Origin of the sequence: Citrobacter sp. CK181 (assembly GCF_030333595.1) — a bacterium.
Lineage (GTDB): Bacteria > Pseudomonadota > Gammaproteobacteria > Enterobacterales > Enterobacteriaceae > Citrobacter_B > Citrobacter_B koseri.
In genome coordinates, this window is the sequence record NZ_JAOWFN010000011.1 from 162,421 (window position 1) to 178,774 (window position 16,354).

The 16,354-nt window shown below is 53.9% G+C and carries 10 protein-coding genes; 6 read left to right on the top strand and 4 right to left on the bottom strand.

Annotated elements, in window-relative coordinates; all coding sequences use genetic code 11:
* Window positions 1-42: 42 nt before the first annotated feature.
* The gene (atoC, locus tag OGW17_RS04925) at window positions 43-1,428 is read right to left on the bottom strand and encodes an acetoacetate metabolism transcriptional regulator AtoC (protein ID WP_012131530.1); all 1,386 of its coding nucleotides are present in this window, start codon (window positions 1,426-1,428) and stop codon (window positions 43-45) included.
* A complete protein-coding gene (gene atoS / locus OGW17_RS04930) occupies window positions 1,425-3,251 on the bottom strand; it encodes a two-component system sensor histidine kinase AtoS (RefSeq protein WP_071260250.1) in 1,827 nt (608 codons plus the stop codon). The genes atoC and atoS overlap by 4 nt, the downstream gene beginning before the upstream one ends.
* A 168-nt stretch (window positions 3,252-3,419) precedes the next feature.
* Here atoS and rcsC point away from each other — a divergent pair, with 168 nt between their 5' ends.
* Window positions 3,420-6,266 carry a two-component system sensor histidine kinase RcsC gene (gene rcsC / locus OGW17_RS04935; protein WP_047462396.1) on the top strand — a complete coding sequence of 949 codons (2,847 nt, stop codon included), beginning with the start codon at window positions 3,420-3,422 and terminating at the stop codon, window positions 6,264-6,266.
* Between the two features lie 93 nt (window positions 6,267-6,359).
* Here rcsC and rcsB read toward each other — a convergent pair whose 3' ends face one another.
* Together rcsB and rcsD are read right to left on the bottom strand one after the other, a co-directional pair.
* Complete coding sequence (gene rcsB, locus OGW17_RS04940; protein ID WP_001061917.1) at window positions 6,360-7,010, bottom strand: response regulator transcription factor RcsB; 651 nt, start codon at window positions 7,008-7,010, stop codon at window positions 6,360-6,362.
* A gap of 16 nt (window positions 7,011-7,026) precedes the next feature.
* Entirely contained in the window at window positions 7,027-9,696 is a 2,670-nt protein-coding gene (gene rcsD / locus OGW17_RS04945) for a phosphotransferase RcsD (protein ID WP_071260253.1), read from the bottom strand.
* Window positions 9,697-10,436: 740 nt separating this feature from the next.
* Here rcsD and OGW17_RS04950 point away from each other — a divergent pair.
* From OGW17_RS04950 to OGW17_RS04970, 5 genes are all read left to right on the top strand, one after another.
* The gene (locus tag OGW17_RS04950) at window positions 10,437-11,564 is read left to right on the top strand and encodes a porin OmpC (protein ID WP_012131537.1); all 1,128 of its coding nucleotides are present in this window, start codon (window positions 10,437-10,439) and stop codon (window positions 11,562-11,564) included.
* Window positions 11,565-11,679: 115 nt separating this feature from the next.
* A complete protein-coding gene (gene apbE, locus OGW17_RS04955; protein WP_071260256.1) occupies window positions 11,680-12,735 on the top strand; it encodes an FAD:protein FMN transferase ApbE in 1,056 nt (351 codons plus the stop codon).
* A 79-nt stretch (window positions 12,736-12,814) separates the two neighbouring features.
* The gene (gene ada, locus OGW17_RS04960; protein ID WP_024130161.1) at window positions 12,815-13,879 is read left to right on the top strand and encodes a bifunctional DNA-binding transcriptional regulator/O6-methylguanine-DNA methyltransferase Ada; all 1,065 of its coding nucleotides are present in this window, start codon (window positions 12,815-12,817) and stop codon (window positions 13,877-13,879) included.
* A complete protein-coding gene (alkB, locus tag OGW17_RS04965; RefSeq protein WP_071260259.1) occupies window positions 13,879-14,529 on the top strand; it encodes a DNA oxidative demethylase AlkB in 651 nt (216 codons plus the stop codon). Before ada ends, alkB begins: the two co-directional genes overlap by 1 nt.
* Before the next feature lie 75 nt (window positions 14,530-14,604).
* The gene (locus tag OGW17_RS04970) at window positions 14,605-16,248 is read left to right on the top strand and encodes a multidrug ABC transporter permease/ATP-binding protein (RefSeq protein ID WP_071260262.1); all 1,644 of its coding nucleotides are present in this window, start codon (window positions 14,605-14,607) and stop codon (window positions 16,246-16,248) included.
* The last annotated feature ends 106 nt before the right edge of the window (window positions 16,249-16,354 follow it).

Below are 16,354 nucleotides of genomic sequence, written 5' to 3' on the forward strand. Positions count from 1 at the left end.
ATTTTGCGCACTGTGCAAAATTCTGCATAGCAACTTCTGGTATCAGAGGCCTGCCGGATCGATGCCGTACTCCTGCAATTTGTACATCAACGCGCGTCGGCTGATGCCCAGCATTAACGCGGTGCGCGTGCGGTTTCCCTCCTGCTGCTCCAGAACTTCCATAATGATTCGGCGTTCTTCGCGTTTAATCTCTTCTTTCAGGTTCCGTTCACCGGGTTGGGCTGGCTTTATTCCGCTGGCGTGACTCACCGACTGGCGGAACTGGGTAGGGAGGTCTTCGGCAAAAATCACCGCCCCGGTGTTCATCACCACCGCGCGCTCAATCACATTGGATAATTCGCGGATATTACCGGGCCACGGCCAGGCGGTGAGAAGTGACATAGCGGAAGGGTCAATTTCAATAATATCCCGCTGGTTTTCTGAGCTGAATTTCTGCAAAAAGTGGTTGGCCAACAGGGGGATATCTTCCCGCCGCTCACGCAAAGGAGGAAGCGTCAGATGAATCACATTTAGCCGATAAAACAGATCTTCACGGAAGGTGCCTTCTTTCACCATTTCCTGCAAATTCCGGTTGGTGGCGGCGACAATGCGGATATCAACCTGAATGGTTTGATGCCCGCCAATGCGTTCAAACTCCCTCTCCTGGAGGATTCGCAGCAGCTTAGCCTGTAACACCAGCGGCATTTCGCCTATTTCGTCCAGCAGCAGCGTTCCCTGATGAGCGCGCTCAAACAGTCCCTGGCGTCGCGTTTGTGCGCCGGTAAACGCCCCTTTTTCGTGGCCGAACAGTTCGCTTTCCAGCAGTGATTCCGGCAGCGCCGCACAGTTAATCTTGATGAAGGGGCCGTTTGCCCGGCGTGAGTTATAGTGAATGGCGCGGGCGATCAACTCTTTTCCAGTGCCGCTTTCGCCGCTAATGAGCACGTTGGCCTGGGAAAGCGCGATTTTCGCGGTATCTTTGCAGATATCCATCATCCCCGGACTGTTGGTCAGGATATGTCCCCATTGCCAGCTGGTGCTCAGCGCCTGATGCAGGCTGCGGATCTCCTGTTTCATGGCCTGGAGCTGCAAGGCCCGCTGAATCAATAAGTTCAGTTCATCGAGGTCGAACGGTTTAATCACATAATCAAATGCGCCGCTGCGCAGTGCTTCTACGGCGGTTTCCACTTCAGCGTAGGCTGTCATCAGAATAATGGGGACCCGTGGATGCTGTGCGCGCATCACTTTCAGCGCTTCAATGCCGTTCATCTCCGGCATGCGGATGTCCATCAGCACCACGTCGGGCGGCGCGTCGGCAAAATGTTGCAGTGCTGTCTGACCGTTACTGGCGCACTGGGTTTCATGCCCTTGCAGCGAAAACGCGGTGGCGAGCATACGGCGAACATTATCTTCGTCATCAACGATGAGAATACGGTAGCGAGTTTTCATTCTGACGAGGTTTCCTGCGGGTTAATCGGTAAAATAAGGGTAAAGGTCGCGCCGCATCCGGGCATACTGGTAACGTATATGTCGCCCTGATGCGCATTGATGATGCGCTGACTTAACGCCAGCCCGAGGCCGGTTCCTGACGCTTTGGTGGTGAAGAACGGATCAAAGATTTTTTTCTGCAAAGCGACGTCAATACCGCAGCCATTATCTTCAATGGCGATCGCCAGATGCGTGGTCGTGTAGCGCCAGGTTCGGATACGAATTTCGCCGCGCGCGCCTATCGCCTGCACCGCGTTGATAAGCATGTTCAGGAGCACCTGTTTGAGCAGTTCGCGATCGGCGACGATCGTGGGCAATGCGGCGTTGAATTCCGTATTGAAGTTGATTCGCGCCTGCACCCCGGAAGTCTGCACCAGGATCAACGCCTCCTCGATCAGCGTATTAATGGATACCTGCTGCCACTGACTTTGTCGCGGTCGGGAGAAGTCCAGCAGTTGCTGGATGACTTTATTAATAGAATCAATTTCTTTCAGTACGACGGACAGATATTCCTGATGTACAGGTAGATTGATTTGCTGGCGAATAATCTGCACATAACCCCGGATGGCGGTGAGCGGGTTGCGCACTTCATGCGCCACGCCTGCCATCAGTTCACCCAGCGTGGCGAGTCTCTCCGTTTGCGCCAGACGGCGCTGCGCCTCTTTACGGGCGGTTAAATCGGAAAACATCACCAGCGCGCCAATCAACTCACCGTCAGCGTTATGAATGCGACTGGTGGTGACGCTGAGTTCAATTGTCCGGTCACGCGCGGGGAAGCTGACTTCCTGAGCCAGATGTTCAGTGCCGTTCTCCAGAGTGTCAAGCACAGGGCTGGAGAAATAAGGATCGGAGAACAGCGTTGAGTAGGGGCGCCCGGCCAGTTCATGCAGCGTATAACCCGTGATGGTCTCTGCGGCAGGATTCATCGTGGTGACATTACCTTGTCTGTCGATTGCGATAACCCCATCGGCGGCGTTCTCAATAATCAGATCGTTCAGCGTCTTGGTTTCCCGCAGTGTCTGCGCCAGAGCGTTGACGCTGCGGCTGATTTGCCCCAGTTCACCGGGGAGATCGGGTAACTGGGCCGGTGTTTTCTGCGCAAGAGTAGGCAAGCCTTCAGTGATGATATCGATATTGGCGCTCAGGCGGCGTGAGAAGAGAATGATCAGTAACAGGCTGCTGATAAGCCCCGCCGCCAGAACGGCAATAATACGAACATCCATTTTCCAGGCCTGTCGGCGAATATCTTCGGTCAACTCATTCGCCCAGATATAACCAATGACCTCGCCATGCCGCGCTATCGGAATCATTGAGTTGAGGATATCGCCGCGCACCTGCCGGCCTGAAAATACCACCGGGGCGTTGGTACTCATGACCTCCCGGCCAGGATGGTCGGGAGCGATAGTGACCCCGACGTTGTTTTGATACAGTGCCGAAGGGGCGTAGGTGATAATGGCGTCCAGCGCCTTATTGTAATAGCCCGCGCCAATTCCCGGGAACGCGCGGGTGATACGCTCAGTGACCGGTGATAACTGCGCATTCAGCGCGCGGATACGCTCATCGCGCGGCAGATTTTCATGCTGGTTGAAGCTGTCGCCCAGCGCTTCATCGAGCAGATGCACGACAGCCGATAATTTTTTCTCTTTTTCAGATAAGACCGCTGATCGGCCTTCGGTTTCTACGATATAACCAATAGAGAGCGTCGGCACGATGACCATCAGGATAGCCATCAGTATCATTTGATTGCGTAAGCGTCGCGGGTAAAGCCGTCTCAGGTAGCGCATGCTGACATCCGTGTGGTCTTTATCAGGCAAACGCCGATTATCGGGGGTTGAGGCGCAGGTTTCTCAGCGGTATATCATATTCCCGCAAAGAGAGGGCATTGCGACGCCGGGCATTTACCGCTACCTTAACCACACTCTATTTATCGCCTGAGGCGGAGCTTCGCCCCTTTGAAATACCTTGCTTCCTTTCGTACAACCCTGAAAGTTTCGCGCTACCTGTTCAGAGCGTTGGCGTTACTGATCTGGCTGCTGATCGCTTTTGCTTCGGTGTTTTACATCGTCAATGCGCTGCATCAGAGAGAGTCTGAAATCCGTCAGGAATTCAATCTCAGTTCCGACCAGGCGCAGCGCTATATTCAGCGCACGTCTGACGTAATGAAAGAACTCAAATACATTGCCGAGAATCGCTTAACGGCGGAAAACGGCGTGATGTCCAGCCGGGCGCGCGACGATAAAACCGTGGTGCCCAATTTTGAGCCGCTGTTTGCCGACTCCGACTGTGCGGCGATGGGGAATGCCTGGCGCGGGTCGCTGGAGTCGCTGGCCTGGTTTATGCGCTACTGGCGCGACAATTTTTCTGCGGCCTACGATCTGAATCGTGTTTTCCTGATTGGCAGCGACAATCTCTGTATGGCGAATTTCGGCCTGCGCGATATGCCGGTCGAACGTGATAATGCGCTGAAAACGCTGCATGAGCGCATTGTTAAGTACCGCAATGCCCCGCAGGAAGAGAGCGGGAATAACCTTTTCTGGATTAGCCAGGGGCCGCGCCCCGGCATCGGCTATTTTTATGCCCTGACGCCGGTTTATCTGGCCAACCGCTTGCAGGCGCTGCTGGGCGTCGAGCAGTCCATTCGGATGGAGAACTTTTTCACGCCGGGAAGTTTGCCTATGGGGGTGACGATCCTCGATGAAAATGGTCATCCGCTGATTTCGCTGACCGGGCCGGAAAGCAACATCAGGCCGGAACCACGCTGGATGCAGGAGCGCTCCTGGTTTGGCTACACGCCAGGGTTCCGTGAGCTGGTTCTGAAGAAAAGCCTGCCGCCATCGTCGCTCAGCATTGTCTACTCCGTACCGGTCGATCTGGTGCTGGAGCATATTCGAATGCTGATTCTGAATGCCATTCTGCTGAATGTGCTGGTGGGCGCCGCCTTGTTCACGCTGGCGCGCATGTATGAACGGCGTATCTTTATTCCGGCGGAAAGCGATGCTCAGCGGCTGGAAGAGCATGAGCAGTTTAACCGGAAAATCGTCGCTTCCGCGCCGGTGGGGATTTGCATCCTGCGTACCATTGACGGGGTCAATATTCTCAGTAATGAACTGGCGCATACCTACCTCAATATGCTCACCCATGAGGACCGGCAAAGGCTGACGCAAATTATCTGTGGTCAGCAGGTTAACTTCGTCGATGTGTTGACCAGCAACAATACCAATCTGCAAATCAGCTTTGTCCATTCGCGCTATCGCAATGAAAACGTGGCGATTTGCGTGCTGGTGGATGTGAGCGCGCGCGTCAAAATGGAAGAGTCGTTGCAGGAGATGGCGCAGGCGGCGGAGCAGGCGAGCCAGTCCAAATCAATGTTCCTTGCGACCGTGAGCCACGAACTGCGCACGCCGCTGTACGGGATTATCGGTAACCTCGATCTGCTGCAAACCAAAGCGCTGCCGAAGGGGGTCGACAGGCTGGTTACGGCGATGAACAACTCCTCCAGCCTGCTGCTGAAAATCATCAGCGATATTCTCGACTTCTCAAAAATCGAATCCGAGCAGTTGAAGATTGAACCGCGTGAGTTCTCGCCGCGTGAGGTGATGAACCATATTACGGCCAACTATTTACCGCTGGTGGTGAGAAAACAGCTTGGCCTGTACTGCTTTATTGAACCGGATGTACCGGTTGCGCTGAACGGCGACCCGATGCGTCTGCAACAGGTGATTTCTAACCTGCTGAGTAACGCCATCAAATTTACCGATACCGGTTGTATTGTGCTGCATGTGCAGTGTGATGGCGATTATCTCAGTATTCAGGTACGCGATACCGGCGTGGGGATTCCGGCGAAAGAGGTTGTGCGTTTGTTCGATCCTTTCTTCCAGGTGGGAACCGGCGTGCAGCGTAATTTCCAGGGAACCGGCCTGGGGCTGGCGATTTGTGAAAAACTGATCAGCATGATGGATGGGGATATCTCCGTCGATTCAGAGCCCGGGATGGGCAGCCAGTTTACGTTACGCATTCCACTTTATGGCGCGCAGTACCCGCAGAAAAAAGGCGTCGAAGGGCTGGCTCAAACGCGTTGCTGGCTGGCGGTACGCAACGCGTCGCTGTGTCATTTTATTGAGTCCAGCCTGGCGCGAAGCGGTGTCGATGTGCTTCGTTACGAAGGGCAAAAACCGGCGCCGGAGGATATTCTGATTACGGACGATGTGCTGGAGCTGGCATGGCAGGGGCGTGCGGCGGTTGTTTTCAGCCGCCGCCATATTGGTATTCCGCAGGAAAGAGCGCCGGGCGAGTGGGTACACAGCGTGGCGTCGCCGCATGAATTGCCTGCGCTGCTGGCGCGGATTTACAGTATTGAGCTTGATAACGACGCGCTTGCAACGGCGCTGCCTGCGCCGGATAAAACCGACGCGACGAATGACGACATGATGATCCTCGTGGTGGACGATCATCCGATCAACCGTCGTTTGCTGGCCGATCAGTTGGGATCGCTGGGGTATCAATGCAAGACCGCAAATGACGGCGTCGATGCGTTGAACGTGCTGAGTAAAAACCATATTGATATCGTGCTGAGCGACGTCAACATGCCGAATATGGACGGCTACCGTCTGACGCAGCGCATTCGCCAGCTGGGGTTGACGTTGCCGGTGGTCGGCGTCACGGCTAACGCGCTGGCGGAAGAGAAACAGCGTTGTCTGGAGTCTGGTATGGATAGCTGCCTGTCCAAGCCGGTGACGTTAGATGTGCTTAAGCAGACGCTGGCGGTGTATGCGGAGCGAGTGAGAAAGACGCGGGCATAAAAAAGGCCGGATGGCGGTTTCGCCTTCTCCGGCCTACTGCAATCATCAACGTCGGCCTGATAAGCGCAACGCCATCAGGCACCTGACGTTTGATCAGTCTTTGTCCGCCGGGCTCAGCGTGACGGAAGAGAGGTAATTCAGCAGCGCGATATCGTTTTCGACGCCCAGCTTCATCATCGCCGATTTTTTCTGGCTACTGATGGTCTTAATGCTGCGGTTCAGTTTCTTGGCGATTTCCGTCACCAGGAAACCTTCTGCGAACAGACGCAGGACTTCACTCTCTTTCGGAGACAGACGTTTGTCGCCATAACCGCCCGCGCTGATTTTCTCCAGCAGGCGGGAGACGCTTTCCGGGGTAAACTTCTTGCCCTTTTGCAGCGCGGCCAGCGCTTTAGGCAAGTCAGTCGGCGCGCCTTGTTTCAGCACAATCCCCTCAATGTCGAGATCCAGCACCGCGCTCAGAATTGCCGGGTTGTTGTTCATCGTCAGAACGATGATCGACAGGCTCGGGAAATGACGTTTAATGTATTTGATGAGGGTAATCCCGTCACCGTATTTATCTCCCGGCATGGAGAGGTCGGTAATCAACACATGCGCATCTAATTTAGGCAGGTTGTTGATCAGTGCTGTGGAATCTTCAAACTCGCCGACAACATTCACCCACTCGATTTGTTCAAGTGATTTGCGAATACCGAACAGTACAATCGGATGGTCATCGGCAATAATTACGTTCATATTGTTCATGTATTGGGCTACCTTGCTACAGCAAGCTCTTGACGTAGCTGTCAATGTCGCTGATGTATTTTTCTATACCTGGAGCATCTTTCTCACGAATAAGATGTTCCAGCGTTTCACATAACTGCTTGCCGGGTACCAGATTAAGCATAGCAAACACGCCTTTCAGGCGGTGGGCTGTCTGCGCCAGCGCAGCGAAGTCACTGGTCGCTGCCTCAGTATACAACCTCTTAACATCATCCGGTACTGTGTCTACAAAGAGCGCGTAATAACCGCTGGCATGAAGTTCGGCGTTTTCATCTCCGCCGAGGGGCGACTCTGGAATCTCTTCCTGCGCCAGTTGCTCTTCTATCAGTTGTAGTACAGCTTCCTGCATAGCGTTGCTCATATTAAAGTTGACGCGCAGTTGGCCAGGACCCATTTTCCGCACGCCTGACTCATCATCGCTTAAAAGCAAGCCGGAGGCAGTAAGATTAGACGGATTATCAGTTAAAAAGAGATCATATTCTTGACTTATTTGCCGATCATCCGGCGTGATGCAGGTGGCTCCCCAGTTTTCCAGCTGACGCAACACAATATTGCGCACATCATTAGAGGTGACGTCAACCATCACGCAAACGTCATCCAGCAAGCGCTCTTCATCATTTACATGTTGGTCATGCGGAGTCATTTTAACATGTACGGTATAGCGCGTCCCCAGCGCATCGCGTGCTTTAATATTCAGATGCCCGCCGAGCTTACGCGCCAGCTGATCGCACAACCAGAAGGTTAACGGATTCGCTTTCCCGTAGCGGTCGCTTTGCGTTTCATTGATATACGGGAAATGGAGATTGTCGATCTCATTGAGCGTCACGCCTTCACCGGTATCCAGAATGCGGAAGGTCAGGCGTTCTTCAGCCGACTCATCCTGATCGACTTCCAGCGTGATTTTCCCAATCTGCGTGGTCGTGACCGCGTACTGGATCAGCAACAGCAGAATGCGGCGCAGGGCGTCACGGTCGCCACGGCGTTCATCGTTGGCGCTAAGGTGGTTTTTGATCAGCAGTTGCAGACCCTTACGCTTAATCGCAGGCAGAACGTCCGGCACCACTTCGTCAATCAGATCCTGAATGGAGAACAGCGTCGGCTCGCTTTTCCAGGTATCATTCTCCAGAATATTCGCCAACTGAATTTCATCTATCATACGCACCAGAACATCCGCCTGGTTCGCCAGCTTCTGGCTTTCCGGCGTGTCTGCGGCAGCGGCGTTGATCGCCAGTATCCGCACGGGTTCTTTCAGGGCATTGCCAATATTTTGCATAAACGCGGCGCGGCCCTGCTGGTTTTTCTCATACAGACGCTGCGCCTGCCTGAGCTTTTTGTTCACCAGCACTTCCCGGTCCTGATCGCGAATAATAAAGATCTGCGTGCGAGGGGCGACCTGGCTGCGGAACAGGCGAATTTCATACAGCTCGTTATTGATCGTCGCCTGAATGATGCCCTGATGCTGCTCCGCCATGCTGGTGATGTTTTGCAGATTTAAATGCGGCAGCAAATGGTCGGCGATTTTATTGCTGATGACGGTGCGATTGGCCTCCTGGTCATGCACCAGCAGCCCCAGCGGCAGCAGGGAGACGATCTCTTCATTAATCGCGCGCAGAATACGCAGTTCATTATTTGCGGTATTGCTTGTCGCCACTTCCGTTGAACGGCCAGGCTGGTGGCGGAAGGTGGTGTAGCCAAACAGCGCCAGCGCAAGCAAGCCGATATTCAACAGTAACGGCAGCAGGATATTTTGCAGCGTATCAAGCAATAGCGTGCCGAAAGGAACCTGCCAGACCAGCCGCATATCGGTTGAGTTCAGTGCGGAAGAAATCTCAATTTTGGCGCTGTTGAAGCTGATGCTGACGCTGTCTGGAGACTCTTTCTCCGTATTACGTACCGTCGTGGTTGAGGAGTCGGGTTCCAGACGGAAGCTGTCCAGCGGCATTCCCGGCGGGATCAGGTCGTTGATCGGCAAATCGAACGCCACAACCGTTGCCAGATGCCCCGGCTGATTAAAAGTGGTGCGCAGCGTAAAGTAATGGCCGTTTTGCCACGCCAGACGACGTAACGAAGAGAAGCTTTCGCGTTCATCCAGCGCATTCGCCTGTTGCAGCATCTCCGCCCGACGGGAATCGACAATATTGCCAATCGCAGACTCTTTAAAGCCGGAGGAGAGATCCTTGAGCGGCAGGGTGGAGATGAGAATCAGGCTGTTGTCCTGCCCGTTCAGATAATACATCGACCAGGGCACGTTCTCCGCGCCCCACAGCGTATCAAGATAGGTGGAAATCCGCTGGGTCATTTCCAGCGTTGAGCTGTCATGCGAGCCAAAAATAAGCGCTTCGGTCTTACGGCGCGGTTTTTCAAGGTAGTAGACGTCTTGTTTCAGACGCGTTTCCTGCAAGCCCTCGCTCGTGGATGGGCTAGCCGTTGCGGCAATGTTGTCATAGATTTGCCAGGTCACGTAGCGCCAGGTGTCTACGCGCTTATGAATAGCATGGGTGATATCGACAATCTGATAGCTCTTGTCTTTCAGCCAGGCGTTGACCGCGCTTTGCACCATCACGCCCATCGTTACAAGTAACACAATGATCAGTAATAAGAAGAAACGGGTAATGCTTCCCGGCAGAAGGGAGAATCGGGTAGAAACCGTTGTATCAGACTGACTCATTCGTGTTTATGACCTGTTAAAACAACGCTAAAGAGGAAAGGGCAGTATAAAGGGTACTGTGTGAATTTCCATACTCTCGCTCATCAGACACGCTGCATTTTTCCGCCCGCGCCGCGAAGGCGTTTCCCTAAGCAAAACGTGTACAGCGTTGGCGCAGATGTATAAATATAAACACAATGAAATAAAATTTAGCACTAAATAACAAGAAATTATTTGTTGGCATGACTGGTGATTATCACGAGGAGGGTAGTAAACCGTTGTGATTATTTAAATCCGGTAGCACAAGAAGATAAAATTTGTGTAAAGAAGGGTAAAAAAAAACCGAATGCGAGGCATCCGGTTGAAATAGGGGTAAACAGACATTCAGAAATGAATGACGGTAATAAATAAAGTTAATGATGATAGCGCTGACTATTTTAGTTGCGAGTGAAGATTTTGTTTTATCATTCAGTGCTATGATTTTCATGAATGCAATGCATTGAATTATAATGAAAAATAAATATGTTTTGATTATTCGTGCTTATTTGTCCCATTTTTTGCTTTTAAAAAAGTTCCATGCCATTAATAATTTGAAACACCTATGGCGATAAATGAAACATTTTAAAGATTTTAGTATCATATCCGTGTTGGATTATTCTGCATTTTTGCGGAGAATGAAATTGCCGACTGGTTAAGAGGGTTAATCAGTATGCAGTGGCAATAAAAAAGCAAATAAAGGCATATAACAGAGGGTTAATAACATGAAAGTTAAAGTACTGTCCCTCCTGGTACCGGCTCTGCTGGTAGCAGGCGCAGCAAATGCGGCTGAAGTTTATAACAAAGACGGCAACAAATTGGACCTGTTCGGTAAAGTCGACGGTCTGCACTATTTCTCTGATGACGATGGCAACGACGGCGATCAGACCTATATGCGTCTCGGCTTCAAAGGCGAAACCCAGGTTAACGATCAGATCACCGGCTACGGTCAGTGGGAATATCAGATTCAGGGCAACGACGCTGAAACCACTAACAACTCCTGGACCCGTGTGGCGTTTGCTGGTGTGAAATTTGGCGATGCAGGTTCCTTCGACTACGGTCGTAACTACGGCGTAATCTACGATGTAACGGCCTGGACCGACGTTCTGCCGGAATTCGGCGGCGACACCTACGGTGCTGATAACTTCATGCAGCAGCGTGCTAACGGCCTGGCAACCTACCGTAATACTGACTTCTTCGGTCTGGTTGAAGGTCTGAATTTTGCGTTGCAGTATCAGGGTAAAAACGGCAGCGCCAGCGGTGAAAACGACGTTGCGGATGGTCGTAGCCTGCTGAAACAGAACGGCGACGGCTTCGGCGGATCTCTGACCTATGATATCGGCGAAGGCTTCAGCGTTGGTGGTGCAATCACCTCTTCCAAACGTACTGCTGACCAGAATTCGGCTGGCGTATACGGTAGCGGCGATCGTGCGACCGTTTATACCGGTGGTCTGAAATACGACGCTAACAACGTTTACCTGGCAGCGCAGTACTCTCAGACTTACAACGCAACCCGCTTTGGTTCTTCCCAGAACAGCCGTAGCGACTCTTATGGCTTCGCTGATAAAGCACAAAACTTCGAAGTGGTTGCACAGTACCAATTCGACTTCGGTCTGCGTCCGTCCGTGGCTTACCTGCAATCTAAAGGTAAGGACATCTCCAACGGCACCACCAACTACGGCGATCAGGATATCCTGAAATACGTTGATGTTGGCGCGACCTACTACTTCAACAAAAACATGTCTACCTACGTTGATTACAAAATCAACCTGCTGGATGACAACACCTTTACCCGTAACGCGGGTATCAGCACTGACGACATTGTTGCTCTGGGCCTGGTTTACCAGTTCTGATTGCGGACAATGTCAACTAAAGGGCCTGCGGGCCCTTTTTTAATGCGTTTTTTACGGCGTACAAATAGCGATTTTTGGTGTACTCTTGCGCGCGTTCGCATGAGGATAATCACGTATGGAAATGACCTTTTGTCGGGCAGCGCTGCTGGCCACGACGATCTTTTTTGTGGGGTGCGATGATGCCCCAAAACCGGCTGATACAGCGTCACCTGCTGCAACCGTACTGGAAGGGAAAACGATGGGCACCTTCTGGCGGGTCAGCGTGGTGGATGTGGACGCCAGCCGTGCTGAGGAATTACGTAACAGAATTCAGACGCAGCTTGATGCCGACGATCAGCTGTTGTCCACGTACAAAAATGACTCGGCGCTGATGCGCTTCAACCATTCGCAAAGTCTTTCTCCCTGGCCGGTTAGCGAAGCAATGGCCGATATCATTACCTCGGCGCTGCGCATTGGCGCGAAAACCGACGGCGCGATGGATATCACCGTGGGGCCGCTGGTGAATCTGTGGGGGTTCGGCCCGGAGCAACAGCCGCTACATGTTCCCACACAGCCGCAGATTGACAGCGCAAAAGCAAAGACCGGGCTGCAACATCTGCGGGTCATCAATCAGGCGCGACAGCAATATCTGCAAAAAGATCTGCCGGATCTGTTCGTCGATCTCTCAACCGTGGGGGAAGGGTATGCGGCCGATCATCTGGCGCGCTTGATGGAACAGGAAGGCATTGCCCGCTATCTGGTCTCCGTCGGCGGCGCCCTGAACAGTCGCGGCATGAATGCGCAGGGGCAGCCCTGGCGTGTGGCGATCCAAAAACCGACCGATCAAGAAAACGCGGTACAGGCGATTGTCGATATTAACGGGCATGGCATCAGTACCTCCGGCAGCTACCGTAACTATTACGAACTGGACGGGAAGCGCCTGTCTCACGTTATTGATCCGCAGACCGGGCGTCCCATAGAACACAATCTGGTCTCCGTGACGGTTATCGCCCCGACGGCGCTGGAAGCGGACGGCTGGGATACCGGGTTGATGGTGCTCGGCACGGAAAAGGCCAAAGAGGTGGTGCGCCGGGAAGGGCTGGCGGTGTACATGATCATGAAAGAGGGCGAGGGGTTTAAAACCTGGATGTCGCCGCAGTTCAAAAGCTTCCTCGTGAGTGATAAAAATTAAAAAGCAAGATTTCGGGTTTTCGTGCGCTGACTTACGGACACACTGAGACTAAGCACTATGCTTAATGAAGGAGTCCATGATGAAAAATCTCTCACGCATAAACGACGATGCACGCTGGCAGTCGGTGCTGGATCGCGATCCTGACGCCGATGGTCAGTTTGTTTTTGCGGTACAGACCACCGGCATCTTTTGCCGACCGTCCTGTCGGGCAAAACACGCGTTGCGGCAAAACGTTCGTTTCTTTGCCAGTGCGGAGCAGGCGCTGGCCGCAGGATTCCGCCCCTGCAAACGCTGCCAGCCAGACAAAGACAACGCCCGACAGCATCAGCTGGATAAAATCACGCACGCCTGCCGTTTACTGGAACAGGATGCCCCCATCACGCTGGACGCCCTGGCGCAGCAGGTGGCAATGAGCCCATTTCATCTGCACCGGTTGTTCAAAGCCACGACGGGAATGACGCCAAAGGCCTGGCAGCAATCCTGGCGCGCCCGCCGTCTGCGCGATGCGCTGACGAAAGGAGAGACGGTAACGCAGGCGATCCTGAACGCCGGTTTTCCCGACAGCGGCAGTTACTATCGCAAAGCGGATGAGACGCTCGGCATGACGGCGAAGCAGTTTCGTAAGGGCGGCGATAATCTCCCCGTTCGCTATGCCCTCGCGGATTGTGCGCTGGGACGCTGCCTGGTTGCGGAGAGCGAGCGGGGAATCTGCGCGATTTTGCTGGGCGATGATGATGCCGGGCTTATTGCCAGCCTGCATGAACTGTTTCCCGCCGCGCAGGATGAACCCGCTGATCGCCCTTTCCAGCAGCGCGTGCGCCAGGTTATCGCCAGTATTAATGCACGCGATATGCCGCTGTCACTGCCGTTAGATATTCAGGGCACCGCGTTCCAGCAGCAGGTCTGGCAGGCGCTGCGCACGATTCCCTGTGGGGAAACCGTCAGCTATCAGCAGATCGCCAGCGCAATTGGCAAGCCGAAGGCGGTTCGTGCCGTTGCCAGCGCCTGCGGGGCAAATAAACTGGCGATTGTGATCCCGTGCCATCGGGTGGTGCGCGGCGACGGCGCGCTATCGGGTTATCGTTGGGGCGTGGCGCGCAAGGCGCAGCTTCTGCAACGAGAGGCGCGACATGAGGATAAATGATGCTGGACTTATTTGCGGATGCTGAACCCTGGCAAGAGCCGCTGGCGTCCGGCGCGGTTATCTTGCGCCGTTTCGCCTTTCGCGAGGCGCCATCGCTGATTGAGGCCATCGCGGCGGTCGCCGCGCAGTCGCCATTTCGCCAGATGGTAACGCCCGGCGGCTATACCATGTCGGTGGCGATGACAAATTGCGGTCAGCTCGGCTGGACGACGGATCAACATGGATATCTCTATTCTCCCGTCGATCCGTTAACCGGGCGGCGTTGGCCGCTGCTGCCTGAGGTCTTTACCAGCCTGTGCCATCGCGCGGCGATCGCGTCGGGCTATGCTGATTTTCAGCCGGATGCCTGTCTTATCAATCGCTATGCGCCCGGCTCAAAGTTGTCGTTGCATCAGGATAAAGACGAACCGGATCTGCGCGCGCCGATTGTGTCGGTTTCTTTGGGCCTTCCGGCCATTTTTCAGTTTGGCGGCCTACGTCGTAACGATCCGTTAAAACGCCTTTTGCTGGAGCACGGCGATGTGGTGGTCTGGGGCGGTGAATCGCGACTGTTTTACCACGGCATACAACCGCTTAAAGCGGGCTTTCATCCGCTGACGGCGGACTGTCGTTACAACCTGACGTTTCGCCAGGCGGGTAAAAAAGAATAAAAATAAGAATTATTATTGCTGTCGGCGTTGAGATGTTTAAACTGCGGGCTGTTATTCCTTGCCCGGGTTGTATGAATGGAACTACTTCTTCTTGTCTGGCGGCAGTATCGCTGGCCATTTATCAGCGTGATGGCGCTCAGCCTCGCCAGCGCTGCGCTGGGGATTGGTCTGATTGCCTTTATCAATCAGCGCCTCATCGAAACGGTGGATACCACGCTGATGGTGCTGCCGGAATTTCTCGCGCTGCTGCTTTTACTGATGGCGGTGACGCTGGGCTCCCAGCTGGCCTTAACCGCGTTAGGGCACCATTTTGTCTATCGCCTGCGCAGCGAATTTATCAAACGTATTCTGGACACGCAGGTTGAGCGCATCGAACAACTGGGCAGCGCCTCGCTGCTGGCAGGGTTAACCAGTGATATCCGCAACATCACGATCGCGTTCGTACGCCTGCCGGAGCTGGTACAGGGGATCATCCTGACGGTGGGTTCCGCTGCGTATCTGGCGATGTTATCCACCAAAATGCTGCTGGTGACGGCAATCTGGATGGCAATCACCATCTGGGGCGGGTTTGTGCTGGTGGCGCGCGTGTATAGGCACATGGCGACGCTGCGCGAAACGGAAGATAAGCTGTATCAGGATTTTCAGACGGTGCTGGAAGGGCGCAAAGAGCTGACCCTGAACCGTGAGCGCGCGGAACATATCTTTAACCATTCGTATATCCCGGATGCGAAAGAGTATCGCCACCATATTATTCGCGCCGATACGTTCCACCTGAGCGCCGTTAACTGGTCAAACATTATGATGCTGGGCGCGATTGGTCTGGTGTTCTGGATGGCGAACAGCCTGGGCTGGGCGGATACCAACGTGGCGGCGACCTATTCGCTGACGCTGCTGTTCCTGCGCACGCCGCTGCTCTCTGCGGTTGGCGCGTTGCCGACGCTGCTCACCGCGCAGGTGGCTTTCAACAAGCTGAATAAATTTTCACTGGCGCCGTTTAAAGCGGAATTTCCTCGTCCTGACGCCTTTCCTGACTGGAAAACGCTGGAGTTACGCAATGTCGTTTTCCATTATCAGGATAATGCGTTTTCAGTAGGGCCGATCAACCTGACCATCCAGCGCGGGGAACTGCTGTTTCTGATTGGCGGCAATGGCAGCGGGAAATCGACGCTGGCGATGCTGCTGACGGGGCTGTACCAGCCTCAGTCAGGCGAAATTTTACTGGATGGCAAAACGCTTTCCGCAGAGCGTCCTGAGGACTACCGGAAACTCTTTTCCGCTGTGTTTACCGATGTCTGGCTGTTTGATCAACTGCTGGGGCCGGAAGGCAAACCGGCCAAAGCGGAACTGGTGGAAAAGTGGCTTGAGCAACTGAAAATGGCGCACAAGCTGGAGCTACGCGATGGCCGGATTCTGAACCTGAAGCTGTCGAAAGGGCAGAAAAAGCGCGTGGCGTTGCTGCTGGCGCTGGCGGAGGAGCGTGACATCATTCTGCTGGATGAATGGGCCGCCGATCAGGACCCGCATTTCCGCCGTGAATTTTATCAGGTGCTGCTGCCGCTGATGCAGGAGATGGGCAAAACCATCTTTGCGATCAGTCATGACGATCATTACTTTATTCACGCCGATCGCCTGCTGGAGATGCGTAACGGGCAGTTGAGTGAGCTGGTCGGTGATGAACGCGACGCCGCCTCCCGCGATGCGGTTGCGCGTACCGCCTGATCCTGTAGGCCGGATAAGGCGTAGCCGCATCCGGCCTGGTTGCCCGATGGCGCGACGCTTATCGGGCCTGCCATTCCCTGCATGATGCTGATTTTTTGTCCATTCG

Coding starts and splice junctions, on each gene's coding strand:
- atoC (WP_012131530.1), bottom strand. CDS start 1,428: ATGAAAACTCGCTACCGTATTCTCATCGTTGATGACGAAGATAATGTT.
- atoS (WP_071260250.1), bottom strand. CDS start 3,251: ATGCGCTACCTGAGACGGCTTTACCCGCGACGCTTACGCAATCAAATG.
- rcsB (WP_001061917.1), bottom strand. CDS start 7,010: ATGAACAATATGAACGTAATTATTGCCGATGACCATCCGATTGTACTG.
- rcsD (WP_071260253.1), bottom strand. CDS start 9,696: ATGAGTCAGTCTGATACAACGGTTTCTACCCGATTCTCCCTTCTGCCG.
- OGW17_RS04950 (WP_012131537.1), top strand. CDS start 10,437: ATGAAAGTTAAAGTACTGTCCCTCCTGGTACCGGCTCTGCTGGTAGCA.
- apbE (WP_071260256.1), top strand. CDS start 11,680: ATGGAAATGACCTTTTGTCGGGCAGCGCTGCTGGCCACGACGATCTTT.
- ada (WP_024130161.1), top strand. CDS start 12,815: ATGAAAAATCTCTCACGCATAAACGACGATGCACGCTGGCAGTCGGTG.
- alkB (WP_071260259.1), top strand. CDS start 13,879: ATGCTGGACTTATTTGCGGATGCTGAACCCTGGCAAGAGCCGCTGGCG.
- OGW17_RS04970 (WP_071260262.1), top strand. CDS start 14,605: ATGGAACTACTTCTTCTTGTCTGGCGGCAGTATCGCTGGCCATTTATC.